The 12404-nt window shown below is 70.4% G+C and carries 16 protein-coding genes; 7 read left to right on the top strand and 9 right to left on the bottom strand.

The genetic code is table 11. From position 1 onward, the window contains the following. Positions 1-4 precede the first annotated feature (4 nt). Entirely contained in the window at positions 5-538 is a 534-nt protein-coding gene (locus PQI07_RS18650; protein WP_043380734.1) for an SRPBCC family protein, read from the top strand. Next, a complete protein-coding gene (locus PQI07_RS18645; RefSeq protein WP_274927164.1) occupies positions 535-1491 on the top strand; it encodes a YncE family protein in 957 nt (318 codons plus the stop codon). The genes PQI07_RS18650 and PQI07_RS18645 overlap by 4 nt, the downstream gene beginning before the upstream one ends. Before the next feature lie 3 nt (positions 1492-1494). Here the strand turns inward: PQI07_RS18645 and PQI07_RS18640 are convergent, their stop codons facing one another. The 8 genes from PQI07_RS18640 to PQI07_RS18605 form a co-directional block, all read right to left on the bottom strand. Further along, positions 1495-1695 carry a hypothetical protein gene (locus PQI07_RS18640; RefSeq protein ID WP_043347054.1) on the bottom strand — a complete coding sequence of 67 codons (201 nt, stop codon included), beginning with the start codon at positions 1693-1695 and terminating at the stop codon, positions 1495-1497. Positions 1696-1769: 74 nt separating this feature from the next. Beyond that, positions 1770-2945: an alpha/beta hydrolase gene (locus PQI07_RS18635; protein WP_274927163.1), complete on the bottom strand. Its 1176-nt coding sequence runs from the start codon at positions 2943-2945 to the stop codon at positions 1770-1772. A 116-nt stretch (positions 2946-3061) separates the two neighbouring features. Continuing rightward, positions 3062-3262, bottom strand: coding sequence for a hypothetical protein (locus PQI07_RS18630; RefSeq protein WP_043347064.1), 201 nt, complete (start codon positions 3260-3262; stop codon positions 3062-3064). 77 nt (positions 3263-3339) lie between these two features. Then, entirely contained in the window at positions 3340-3795 is a 456-nt protein-coding gene (locus PQI07_RS18625; protein WP_274927162.1) for a response regulator, read from the bottom strand. 189 nt (positions 3796-3984) lie between these two features. Next, positions 3985-4857 carry a dienelactone hydrolase family protein gene (locus PQI07_RS18620; protein ID WP_274927161.1) on the bottom strand — a complete coding sequence of 291 codons (873 nt, stop codon included), beginning with the start codon at positions 4855-4857 and terminating at the stop codon, positions 3985-3987. Between the two features lie 81 nt (positions 4858-4938). Beyond that, on the bottom strand, positions 4939-5343 hold the full coding sequence (locus PQI07_RS18615) for a hypothetical protein (RefSeq protein ID WP_043347060.1): 405 nt from the start codon (positions 5341-5343) through the stop codon (positions 4939-4941). A gap of 118 nt (positions 5344-5461) precedes the next feature. Next, positions 5462-5956, bottom strand: coding sequence for a DUF192 domain-containing protein (locus tag PQI07_RS18610; protein ID WP_043757887.1), 495 nt, complete (start codon positions 5954-5956; stop codon positions 5462-5464). A gap of 148 nt (positions 5957-6104) precedes the next feature. Beyond that, a complete protein-coding gene (locus tag PQI07_RS18605; protein WP_274927160.1) occupies positions 6105-6710 on the bottom strand; it encodes a cold-shock protein in 606 nt (201 codons plus the stop codon). Between the two features lie 353 nt (positions 6711-7063). On the opposite strand from PQI07_RS18605, the gene PQI07_RS18600 reads away from it, so the two are divergent. After that, complete coding sequence (locus PQI07_RS18600; RefSeq protein WP_274927159.1) at positions 7064-8071, top strand: heparan-alpha-glucosaminide N-acetyltransferase; 1008 nt, start codon at positions 7064-7066, stop codon at positions 8069-8071. Positions 8072-8116: 45 nt separating this feature from the next. Here PQI07_RS18600 and efp read toward each other — a convergent pair whose 3' ends face one another. Further along, on the bottom strand, positions 8117-8740 hold the full coding sequence (gene efp, locus PQI07_RS18595) for an elongation factor P (RefSeq protein WP_197739341.1): 624 nt from the start codon (positions 8738-8740) through the stop codon (positions 8117-8119). A 198-nt stretch (positions 8741-8938) separates the two neighbouring features. Between efp and epmA the strand changes: the two genes are divergently transcribed. The 4 genes from epmA to PQI07_RS18575 all read left to right on the top strand — a co-directional run bounded on the left by epmA (position 8939) and on the right by PQI07_RS18575 (position 12403). Further along, positions 8939-9994, top strand: a complete 1056-nt coding sequence (epmA, locus tag PQI07_RS18590; RefSeq protein ID WP_043356984.1) for an EF-P lysine aminoacylase EpmA — start codon at positions 8939-8941, stop codon at positions 9992-9994. Then, positions 9991-11034 carry a lysine-2,3-aminomutase-like protein gene (locus PQI07_RS18585; protein ID WP_274927158.1) on the top strand — a complete coding sequence of 348 codons (1044 nt, stop codon included), beginning with the start codon at positions 9991-9993 and terminating at the stop codon, positions 11032-11034. Before epmA ends, PQI07_RS18585 begins: the two co-directional genes overlap by 4 nt. 16 nt (positions 11035-11050) lie before the next feature. Then, positions 11051-11662 (top strand): glutathione S-transferase family protein, encoded by a 612-nt coding sequence (locus PQI07_RS18580; protein ID WP_274927157.1) that lies wholly within the window; start codon positions 11051-11053, stop codon positions 11660-11662. 90 nt (positions 11663-11752) lie between these two features. Then, a complete protein-coding gene (locus PQI07_RS18575; protein ID WP_043356989.1) occupies positions 11753-12403 on the top strand; it encodes an RraA family protein in 651 nt (216 codons plus the stop codon). Position 12404 lies beyond the last annotated feature (1 nt).

The raw sequence follows: 12404 nt of genomic DNA, 5'->3' as shown, positions 1-12404 counted from the left end.
CAAGATGAAGAAAATCACCCTGGCCCTGGCGGCCACGGCAGCCCTAGTGGCGGCTACCGCGCAGGCCCACGGCCCAACCCGGCGCAAGATCACCGAGTCGATCGAGATCAACGCCCCCGCCGACAAGGTCTGGGCCGTGCTCGGCGATATGAAGAATTCCGACTGGATGCAGAACGTCACCAAGACGGAGCTCAACGGCGATCCGGCCGGCAAGTTCAAGCGTGTCCTGACCCTGAAGAACGGCGATCAGATCCAGGAGACCAGCAACAAGTACAAGCCCGATGACAAGCTGTTCTCCTATTACATCGACAAGGTCGACGTGAAGGATCTTCCGGCGAACGACTACTCGGCGACGATCACGGTCGAGCCCGAGGGCAATGCCAAGTCGAAGGTCGAGTGGAAGGCGGCCTTCTATCGCGGCTACATGAACAACGATCCGCCGCCGGATCTGAACGACGAGGCTTCCGAGAAGGGCGTCGGCGACTGGATCAAGGCGAGCCTCGCCAACCTGAAGGCCAAGGTCGAGAAGGGCTCGTGAGCCTGTCTCGGGGCCGCGCGGCCCTCGCCGCCGGCCTCGTTCTCATCGCAACCGCCTCCCGAGCCGAACCGGCCCGGGAGGCCATCGTCACCGCGCAGCTCGGCGGCGCGGTCGAGATCGTCGATCTGGCCACCCGGACGGTGGTGCGCCGCATCCCCGTCGACGGGGCCCCGGCCGGGATCGCCCTGTCGCCCGATCGCCGGCGCGCCTACGTCACGCGTCCGGAGGGGCACGGTCTCGCGATCCTCGATCTCGATGCCGGCCGCGTCCTCGCCGAGGTGCCGCTGCCCGGCGGGCCGCTCGGCGTCGCGGCCGACCCGCGGGGCGGCACCGTCTACGTGGCCGACTGGTACGGGCACCGTCTGTTCGTGCTGACCGAGCGCGACGGTGCGCTGGTCCCGGACGGCGAGATCGCGGTCGGCGCCTCGCCCTCGGGGATCGCCGTCAGCCCCGATGGCGCGACGCTCTATGTCGCCAACCGCGAGGCCGACACGGTCTCCGTCGTGGATACAGCGACCCGACGGGAGAGCTCCGTCATTCCCGTGGGGCAGCATCCGTTCGGCATCACCCTCGATGCCGCGGCCGGGCGCGCCTACACTGCCAATGTCACCGGGGACGACGTCTCGGTTCTGGACCTGAAGACCGGGCGCGAGATCGGCCGCGTGCCGACCGGCCGCCGGCCTTACGTGATCGCCCTCGCCGGCGGGCGCGGCTTCGTCACCGACCAATATGCCGGCAGCGTCACGGCGTTCGACCTCGCCACTCTGAAGCCGATCGCCGACGTCGATGTCGGCGATCATCCGGAAGGGATCGCCGCGGATTCGGGCGGCCGCCTCTACGTGGCCAATTGGGGCGACAACACCCTGAGCGTCCTCGATTCCAAGACGCTCAAGGTGCTGGCGACCATCCCCACCGGCAACGGCCCGCGCTCGTTCGGCGCCTTCCTGCGCTGAGGCTCAGCCCGTGCGGCGGTGCGGCGCCCGGCGGTAGGCCGCCCGGGCCATCACCAGCGCGCCGCCGATTTGCAGGAGGCCGGTCTCGCCGAGATCCGAGGGCGCGAAATGCGCCTGGATCAGCAGCCGCGTCAGCGCATTCAGCGCGAGCAATGTCAGGCAGAAGGCTGCAGCGGCCAGCAGGCTGGCGACGAACTCGGGCATGATCGCGCTCCCGTGTCGAACGGGAGGAGATTAGCAAGCCCCGCGCCAGGGCCAAGCTGCCGGAACCGCCGATCTCAGCGCTTGCGGCCTGCGGGCGCGGATGCCGGCGTCCCCGCCTGCGCGGCCGGCGTGGGCCGGGGCGTCTCGACGGCGAGCCGCTTCACCGGCCAGCCGTCGCTCCAGCGCTCCATGTCGGCCAGGCGCGGATTGTTCTTCAGCGCCGTCGCATCCGACCCGGCGAAGGCCGCGGCGGCGGCGAGGTCGAAGGTCTTCCAGAAACCGAGATAGTCCAGGGCATCGACCCGGCCGAGATTGATCTGCGAGACCAGCGTCTGCTGCTCGCCGGTCAAGGCCATGTCGGCGGACCAGCGGAACGGGGGCGGCTTGGTCGACTCCTTCGGCGCATCCTTGGGCTCCGGCGCGGGCTTGATGTTGCCCCCGTCATAGGCGCTGTCGACGCCCGCAGGGGCGGCCAGCGTCGCCGTCAGGGCCGGGAAGCCATGATCGTCCGAAAGGACCCGCACGAACAACTTGCGGTCCAGCGCCACGCCGCTGGCCTCGCGCAGGAGACGCTTCGCCGCGAGGTCGGCAGCCCGCGTGTCCTTGTCGCCGACCATGGCCACGAGGAGCGTGGATGGGTCGATCGCCGCCAGGTCGGTCAGCGCGATACCTCTGGACTTCGGCCCGCTGGCGATACCGCCGGGCGTCGCCGCAAAGATCAGCTTCGGAACCGGCAGGCCCTGCGCCTTCGCGGCCGCTGCGAGATCCATGGCGAGCGGCGCGCCGGCGAGATGGCCGATCATCGCGACGCGGCCAAGATCGGGCTTGGCCTCGCTCTCCGTCGCAAGTTCCGCGAGCGCGGCCTTGACCAAGCCTTCCGCGATGGCCGGGGCATCGGCCGGTCGCGTCCGGTTGACCTCCTGGAACCGGGGGAACAGGACGAGCCAGCCCTGGCGGGCGAGATGGTCGATCCAGCCGCCATAGCTCTGTGGATTGACCGCCCCCCACCCGTGCAGGACGATGGCGACGGGCCGTCCCGCCTCCGGCGCAGCGCCCGCGGCGTAGAACGCATAGGTGGAGGGCGTGCCGCGCCCCAGCAGCCGCTTGGTGATCGTGGCCTTGCGGTCACCCGCACCCCCCGCCCCATCGGCAGGCTGGGCGGGCGGCGTCGCCGCCTGGACGGATACGAGGCCGGCCAGGGTCATGATCGCGGCGGCAGTCAGCGATCCGCGAAGAACTGTGAGACGCATCAGGGACTCGACTGAGAGACGCTTGGCGTCGGCAGGTCAGAATGCGCTGAATAGCAGATTCTCTCGCCTTGGCGACTCATCGCCTCAGTCTTCCGCCAAGCTTCGGCGGTCGAGCCTCAGGACAGCATGCACCGCGTCATATCCGGACGGTCGAGCCGCCGCACGATCGCTGCCATCTCCGCCGGAATGTCGTGCTCCGCTGCGCCGTAGACGCTGAGCAGCCCCTCGCGGACCGTATCGAGAAGGACGGACTCGACCGTATCCCGGGCGCCGGGCCGGCGCAGGGAATCGGCGTGGTTGATTGCAACGATCTTCATGGCGGTGCCGCGGGTCAAGTGTACTGCGCACGTCCGGTGGCTGCTGCTCCGGAGTGGCATACAACTGTGTGGCCGCCTCAGGTTTCCAGGCCGGTGGGGATTATTGTGCCGCCCGGTCCGATAACGGACGGTCCGGGCTCGGTGGACGGCCGGCCCGCGGCCTGTTCCACCCAGGCGAGGATGTCTTCGGCGCGCCAGGGCTTCGGGATGAACGTCGCCGAGACGCGCAGGTCGCTCGGCTGGTCGCCGGCATCGCCGGAGGTGAGGAGGACCCGCACGCGCGGCCAGGTCACGCCGATGATCCGCGCCAGTTCGAAACCGCCGATCGGCCCGGGGGTCCGGACGTCCGAGAAGACCACGCTGACCTCGTCCGCGCGATCATTGAGAATGGCCAGGGCGCGATCGGCGGTCTCGGCTTCGATGACCGTGAAGCCCGTATCCTCCAGCAGCGTGGCCGCGAGGAAGCGCTCGTCGGGCTGGTCTTCCACGACGAGGATCACGGGCTTCTGGCCAGGCTGTACCGATTCGCTCATGGGCCAGGACACTCTACAGGGGCTGAACGGCGGTCGCTTCGATCGGTTCAACGCCCGAACGCCGCGAAGGGCCACACCCGCGCGGGCACAGATCCTCCTTTGATCCTTGCACAATTGAGAAATTGAGGCCGTGTCTTGGGCAACACAGCCAACGCAGAACGCGTTCGCTCGACCGTCGATGACGTCTTTTCAGCCGACACCGTGTGACTTCAGGAAAGCCAGAGCGCGTGTCCAGCCATCCTCGGCAGCCTCACGCTGGTAGCTCGGACGGTAATCCGCGTGGAAGCCGTGCGGCGCATCCGGATAAACCACGATCTCGACGCTCTTGCCCGCCGCCAGAGCACGATCGCGCGCCTCTTCCACGGCCTTTACCGGGATACCGGTATCGGCTCCCCCATACAGGCCGAGCAGCGGAGCATGGATCTCGGCGGCCACGTCGCCGGCGGTGCGCGGCTGAATGTCGGTGCGTTCGCCGCCGACAGGCCCGTACCAAGCGACCGCCGCCTTCAGGTCGCGACGATGCGCCGCGTACAGCCACACGTCGCGTCCACCCCGGCACCAGCCCATGACGCCGAGCCGGTTCGGATCACCCTTCGCCGCCGAAGCCGCCCAGGCGGCCGCCGCATCGAGGTCGCCGATCCATTGCGCGTCCGGCGTCTTCGCGATGACGTCCCGGATGATCTGCTTGGGATCCGACATGGTCGAGAGATCGCCCTGGCGGGCGTAGAGTTCGGGCGCCACCGCGCAGTAGCCGGCCTTCGCGAGCCGGCGGCAGATGTCCTTGATATAATCGTGGACGCCGAAGATCTCCTCGATCACCAGAACGATCGGGAAGGGGCCGGTGCCCTCCGGAACCGCCCGATAGGCCGGCATCGGCCCGTCTGCGGCCGGAATCTTGACCTCGCCGGCCTCGATGCCGGTCGGGTCCGTGTGGATCACCTGAGCTTCCACGCGGGTGGTCGCGAGGGTCAAGCCACTCATCAGGCTCGTCATCACGAAGCCTCGCCGGGACAAGGGCGGCGTGATCAGCCCGTCGAGTCCAGCCCGGTCGTGATCCGCCATGATGCTCTCTCCCTTGCTTCAAGGATGAGGGCTATCCGCGTGCGGCGGCTCGGGTCAAATCATCCGCCCGCCGCTGGTCCGTCACGCCCCTGCGGCAGCCAGGGCCCGCGCCGGCCGGCGCACGGTCACCCGGATCGGTTCAAGCGTCTCGCGCGGCGTCAGCATCTCACCCAGGCTGACGAAGGTGTCGGCGGCCGGTGCGACCACCGCGCGGATGCCGTAGCCCAGTGCGAAGGACCGGATCAGCTCGGCGTCGCGCGCAATGCCGAAGCGGTCGAGGGCCGCCAGGAAGGCTTCCCGGAACAGGCTCGGCCGGCACCAGCGCTTCTCGGCCATCTGCAGCGGCCAGTCCCACAAGCCCTCGGCCCGGCGCATGGCCAGGGCGCCGCGCGCGATGAAATAGCCGGTCTCCCGGTGCTCGATCCCGTCCGTCTGGACCGACCAGTCGTCATTGCCGAACAGTTCGGCCGCGGCTGCGTTGCCCATCGGGTCCTCCGCCCTGAACCTGCCTTCCGGCGCACCGGAACATTGCCGGAACACTGGCGCGGAATTCGGCGGCGGTCAAGGCACTTGTTCCCGGTGCGTTCGCGGGCCGGGATGGACGTCAGCGGGCCTTGAACATGGCGTGCTCGATCCGGTCGCCCGGCGCGATCCCGAGCTTCGCCGCGGTTCCCGCATTCAGTTCCAGAACCGCGAGGACGGGGCCGCCCGAAGCGATGATCGCGGTGGAGAGCGGCTCGGTATCGGCCGCGATCCGGCTGATCGTCCCGTCGGCGCGGATGAAGACCATATCGAGGGGCAGATAGGTGTTCTTCATCCACATGGTGACGGGCTGGTCCTGCTCGAAATCGAACAGCATGCCGTGGTCCCCCGCCATGTGCCGACGGAACATCAGGCCCCGGGCGCGGGCGGCGTCGTCGCGCATCACCTCGACGTCGAAGCGCTTGGGTCCGGACTTCGTGATGATCGTCAGCGGCTCCGACTTGACCGCAGCGGCGCGCGCCGCAGCCTGCGCCCGAGCAGCCGGGGCCGGGCCGACCGCGCTCAAGGCGAGACAGGCTAGTGCGGCCGCCGAGGCGGCGCGGAATATGGATCTCACAGGCTCAAGCCTCTCGAGGAATGGCGCGCGGGCCCGCGCGCCCGTCGCCGGTGTTAGACCAGGATGTGCGACAGGGGAATCCGGCGCCGGATTTCCGCCGATTCGCCAAGCCTATGGCGCAGGCTGCGCGCCGCCGGAAGGGCGCAAACTAATGCGAGACGGGCATCGCCCCGTCGATCAGCCGGACCTCGGCCGCCATGACGCCCTTCGAGCCGTCGCCATAGCGGACGAGGACGGACTCCCCGGGCTTCAGCTCGGCGATCCCGTAGCGCCGCAACGTCTCCATGTGCACGAAGATGTCAGGCGTGCCGTCGCCCCGCGTGAGGAAGCCGAACCCGCGCAGGCGGTTGAACCACTTCACGACGGCCGTTTCCAATCCGCTGGTCGGTGTCACGGTGACGTGGGTGCGCGGCATGGGCATCTCGGACGGATGCACCGCCGTGGCCTGATCGAGGGAGATCACCCGGAACGCCTGCCAGCCCCGTGGGCGCTCGACGGCTTCCACGACGATGCGTGCGCCCTCGCTCGCGGCCTGATACCCGTCGCGACGCAGACAGGTCACGTGCAGCAGGATGTCCGGCGCGCCGTCGTCGGGCACGATGAAGCCGAAGCCCTTCGAGACGTCGAACCACTTGATGTGCCCCGCCACCTCGACGAGATCGAGAGCCTCGTCCTCGTACTGACCCTGTTCGCCGGTTCGGGCGACCGGCAACCGTTCGGGGTTCTCCGGCCCGGATCCGCGTTCGTCAGACATGGCCGAGCAACCTACACCGAATCACGCCGCGCGCTCTCCCGGCAAGATTAACGAAGTCCTGATGGCCGGGAAGCCCATTTGGCCGTCTGATGAGCCCCGCGAAGTTGCAATCTTGGCGCACGGAGGCGGGGCCGCAACAGTCGATCGGTCGCAGCTCCCGGGGAAAACGGGGTTTAAGCGCCGGGGCCGCCGAAGGGTTTTTCCGATCCCCCGCTGCGGACCGCCGCCGCGCATTCGTGTGCCCACCGCCTTCACGTTTCCGAGAGCCTTCGCGCCAGCGTCACGATGGGCCGAGGCGCCCCGAGCCGGTTCCGGTGGAAAGGGCGGCGCCGACATGGTTTGGGAGCACCATCATGTCCGTTGACGTCACCCTCGACCGCCCCGTCTCCGCATCACCGGCTGCGCAGCGCCGATGGCCGGTCATCGACGCCGCCCGGGCCGCAGCCCTGGCGGCGATGGCGAGCTACCACACGGTCTGGGATCTCGGCCACCTGCGGCTGACGGCGGAGAATTACGCGCTGACCCCATTGGGCCGGCACGCCGCCGAGGCGATCGCCGGAAGCTTCCTGCTTCTGGTCGGCGTCGGGCTCGTGCTGATGAACGGCCGGGGCGTCCGGGTCCGGCCGACCCTGCTGCGGTTCGCGCGGATCGGCGGGGCGGCGCTGCTCGTGACCCTCGGCACCTGGGTCATGTTCCCGGACGCGTTCGTGTTCTTCGGCGTGCTCCACTGCATCGCCGTCTCGAGCCTGCTCGGGCTGCCGTTCCTGTACCTGCCGGTGCCCGTCACGGCCGTTGCGGCCGCCGCTTTCCTCGCCGCACCGCATGTCGTGCACGCGCCCATCTTCGACGCCGCGGCCCTGTCCTTTCTCGGCCTGGGCTCGGTCGTGCCACGGACGAACGATTACGTGCCGCTCTTCCCCTGGTTCGGGCTGGTTCTGGCCGGGATCGTCCTGGGTCGACTGGCGCTGCCGAAGCTTGCCCGTTCGCGCCTCGGGGCCTGGGCTCCACGCACGCGCCTGGGGCGCGCCGCCACCTTCGCGGGCCGCCACAGCCTCGCGATCTACCTCATCCACCAGCCCGTCCTGCTGGCCCTGCTGACCGGTGTCGTCACGGTGATCGGCGCCAATCCACGCGCCGGGCTGCGGGCGTTCCGCGCCGATTACGTGACGATCTGCACCCGCACGGGCGGCGAGCCGGCGCTCTGCCGCATCGCCGCGCGCTGCACGTCGGAGGCGCTGCTCCGCGAGGATCTGTTCCGGGAGGATGGGCGCCCCTTCAGCGGGACGGAGCGCCTGCGCGCGCAGGGGCTCTCGCAGGCCTGCTACGCCACCCTGGACGCGGCCGCGCGGGCCGCGCCTTGAGCCCGGCGCCGGACCGCCCGGGCCCGGCGACCGGCGAGGACCGGATCAGTCCTTGGCGCGCTCGACGTAGGAACCGTCGGCCGTCATGACGACGACGCGGGTTCCGGCCGCGATATGGGGCGGCACGGTCGTGCGCACGCCGTTCGACAGGGTCGCGGGCTTGTAGGACGAGGAGGCGGTCTGGCCCTTGAGGACCGGCTCGGTCTCGGCGACTTCAAGGGTCACGCGCTGCGGCAGCTCGATCGTCAGCGGGACGCCGTTATGGACCGAGAGCATCACCGCCATGCCCTCCTGGAGGTACGGGGCGGCATCGCCCACCACGTCCTCCGGCACGGCGATCTGCTCGTAATTCTCGGGGTTCATGAAGTGGAACCCCTCTCCATCGCTGTAAAGGAAGGTGTGCTCGCGATCCTCCACGAAGGCGCGCTCGACCTGCTCGGTCGTCCGGTAGCGCTCGGACACCTTCACGCCGTCCGTGATCCGGCGCATGTCGAGCTGGGTCACCGGCGTGCCCTTGCCGGGGTGGATGTTCTCGGCGAACAGGATCACGTAGAGCTTGCCATCCTTCTCGACGACATTGCCCTTACGGAGCGTTGAGGCGATCACCTTCACGGAATTGCGTCCTGCATTGACATGGGGGCCGGCACGCGCCAAGCGCGGGCGCTGCATCTCGGACCCCGCCACTATCGCATCTGCGCCGCGGTTGCCAGCGGGCGGGCGTGAACCGTCGATGGCACACAGCCTCGGCCGCGGCGCGTCTCCGCGGTCCGGAGCCAGTCAGGGCCGAGGATTGAGAGTGCTCGAGAACGCGACGCCGTACGGTCGGAGCCGGCCGGACTCGCTCCGTAGCGGACGCGGAGGCCGGTCGTGACGGGCGCGGCCTCCCCCTGGTGGTCAGCCGGCCGCCACGCCGACCGGCGCCCGGCGCTGCTCCTGCGCAACCGCATCCTCGCGGCGTTCCGCGCATGGTTCTCCGACCGCGACTTCATCGAGGCCGAGGCCGCCTGCCTCCAGGTCTCGCCCGGCAACGAAGCGCATCTGTCGGCCTTCGCCACGGAGGCGATCGGCGCCAGCGGTGCCCGCACGCCCCTCTACCTTCACACCTCACCGGAATTCGCCTGCAAGAAGCTTCTGGCCGCGGGCGAGACGCGGCTGTTCAGCGTCGCCCGCGTGTTCCGCAACCGCGAGCGCGGGCCCCTGCACCATCCCGAGTTCACCATGCTCGAGTGGTATCGGGCCGGCGCCGCCTACACGGCGCTGATGGCGGATTGCGCCGCGCTGCTCGCCTGCGCGGCCGAGACCGCGGGCGCCCGCCGTCTCGTCTTCCGCGGCCGGGAGACGGATCCCTTCGCGGAACCGGAGCGCCTGACCCTGGCGGAGGCCTTCGACCGCTTCGCCGGGATCGACCTCCTGGCCAGCGTCACGCCGAGCGGTGCGACCGATCGGGATGCCCTGGCCGCCGCCGTCGCCGGGGCCGGGCTCCGGGTCGTCCCGGACGACACCTGGGCCGACCTGTTCTCCCGCGTCCTCGTCGCGCGGATCGAGCCGCATCTCGGCCTCGGCCGCCCGACCATCCTGTGCGAATACCCCATCAGCGAGGCCGCCCTCGCCCGTCCGGCGCCGCACGATCCGCGCGTGGCCGAGCGCTTCGAGCTCTACGCCTGCGGCGTCGAACTCGCCAACGCCTTCGGCGAGCTGACCGACCCGGAGGAGCAGCGCCGCCGGTTCGAGGCGGAGATGGCCGAGAAGCAGCGCGTCTACGGCGAGCGCTACCCGATCGACGACGACTTCCTCGCGGCGCTCGCCGTCATGCCGGAGGCGTCCGGGATCGCCCTGGGCTTCGACCGCTTGGCGATGCTGGCCTGCGGGGCAACCCGGATCGAGGACGTGATCTGGACACCCGTGGCGGAGACGCGGCCATGAACCGGGCCCTGCGCAGCGCGGACGACCTTCTCTCCGCCGGCCTGATCTCCGGGGCGGAGGCCGAGGCCCTCGGCGCCGTCCTCGCGCGCTACGCCGTCTCGGTGACGCCCGACATGGCCGAACTGATCGACCCGCAGGATCCCGACGATCCGATCGGCCGCCAGTTCGTCCCCCGGGCCGAGGAGGCCGTGGCGACGCCGGAGGAGCGCGCCGACCCGATCGGCGACGCCGCCCACGCCCCCGTGACCGGGATCGTGCATCGCTATCCCGACCGCGTGCTGCTGAAGCCGCTCCATGTCTGCCCGGTCTATTGCCGCTTCTGCTTCCGCCGGGAGATGGTCGGACCCGATGGGCTCGGGACACTCACCGACGCCGAGCTCGACACCGCCCTCGCCTACATCGCGCAGGATCCGCGGATCTGGGAGGTGGTGCTCACCGGCGGCGACCCGTTCGCGCTCTCGCCGCGCCGCCTCCGCGTCATCGCGGAGCGCCTCGCCGCCATCCCGCATGTCCGGGTGATGCGGGTCCATACCCGCGTGCCCGTGGTGAAACCCGATCTCGTCTCCGACGCGCTCGTCCAGGCGCTCAAGCGCTTCGGGCGGGCGGTCTTCGTCGCCATCCACGCCAACCATCCGCGGGAATTCACCGCCGCCGCCAGCGCCGCCTGCGCCCGGTTGGTCGATGCGGGCATCCCCCTGGTGAGCCAGTCGGTGCTCCTGCGCGGCGTCAACGACGAGGCCGCGACCCTCGAGGCGCTGATGCGAGTTCTCGTGGAGAACCGGATCAAGCCCTACTACCTCCATCATGGCGATCTCGCCCCCGGAACGGGCCATCTCCGCACGGGTGTGCCCGAGGGGCAGGAGCTGATGCGCGCCCTGCGCGGCCGCCTCTCGGGCCTCGCCCAGCCGACCTACGTGCTCGACATTCCCGGCGGGCACGGCAAGGTGCCGATCGGCCCCGGCTACCTCCGCGAGACCGGGGACGGGGTCCGCGTGACCGATCCGAACGGGCAGGATCATGCCTACCCGCCTCAGGTGTGACGGAGACTCATCGACCATGCGCAGGCTTTGGGGCCGCCTCACCTCGGTTAACGTGCAGAAGGCCGTATGGGGGCTCGACGAGGCCGGCCTGCCCTACGAGCGGGTCGCGGCCGGCGGTGCCCACGGGGTCGTCAACGATCCCGGCTACCGCACCTTGAACCCGAACGGTCTCGTCCCGACGCTGGAGGAGGACGGCTTTGTCCTCTGGGAATCCAACGCGATCCTGCGCTACCTCGCGGCGACCAGTCCGGCCCTGGCCTTGCCGGCGGATCCGCGGGCGCGCGCCCACGTGGAGCAATGGGTCGATTGGCAGGCCACGAGCTTCACGCCCGCCATGCGCGACGCGTTCTGGCAACTCTACCGGGCGGCCGCGCCCGACCGTGCCCTGATCGCCGCCTCGTTGGAGAAGAGCGAGGCCATGGCCGCGATCCTCGACCGCCATCTCGCGGAGCGGACCTACATGGTCGGCGAGGGCTTCAGCATCGCCGACATCGCCCTCGGCTGCGCGGCGCATCGCTGGCTGAACCTGCCGGCCGAGCGGATCGAGCGCCCGGCGCTGCACCGCTGGTACGAGCGGGTGGCCGCCCGGCCCGGCGCCGCCCGCGCCCTGGGCGAGCCCATCGCCTGACGGCCCCTTCGGACTTGCCGGCGCGCCGGCGCGATCCACCTTTCCCGACCGCGCCGCCCGGACCGGGGCCGGCCTTTCACGGAGCCCCCGATGGCCATCGATCCGACCCTGCGCGATGCGCTCTCCGCCGTCACCCCGGCGAGCCTCGCCCGCGCCTTGACGCGGGCCGGCGTGAAGGCCTTCACCCCGCACGGCCTCTCGGCGCGCGGCAGCGGCGCCGTCGTCGGCCCCGCCTACACGATGCGGATGATTCCAGCCCGTGACGATGCCGCCGGCGACCTCGCCGCCGCCATCGACGCCGTGCCGGACGGCGCGGTCGTGGTGATCGATGCCGCCGCGTCCGGCCTCGCCCTGCCGTTCGGGGCGATATTGGCCGCGCGGCTCGCCCAGCGGGGCGCCGTCGGCCTCGTGACCGACGCGGCCCTGCCGGACGAGATCGGCATCCCGGCCTGGAGCCGGCCGGCAGCCGCCGGGGGCACCCTCGCCCTGGTCGGCACGCAGGAGCGGGTGGCCTGCGGAGGGGCGGCGATCCATCCGGGCGACATCCTCGTGTGCGAATCCACCGGAATCGTCGCCGTGCCGGCCGCGATCGCCGAGCGCGTCGCCCTCGAAGCCGTGGAGCAGCAGCGTCTCGATCTCTGGATCCAGCGCGAGGTGGAGCGGGGCGCCACGCTCGCGAGCCTGCTTCCGCCGGATGCCGCCGCCCTGGCCCGGTTCGAGTCCGAGACGAAGCCGGCTTGAG

Source organism: Methylobacterium sp. 092160098-2, from assembly GCF_028920805.1.
GTDB lineage: Bacteria > Pseudomonadota > Alphaproteobacteria > Rhizobiales > Beijerinckiaceae > Methylobacterium > Methylobacterium fujisawaense.
The sequence above is the reverse complement of the archived record's forward strand: the minus strand, read 5'-3'. Positions and strand labels throughout refer to the sequence as shown.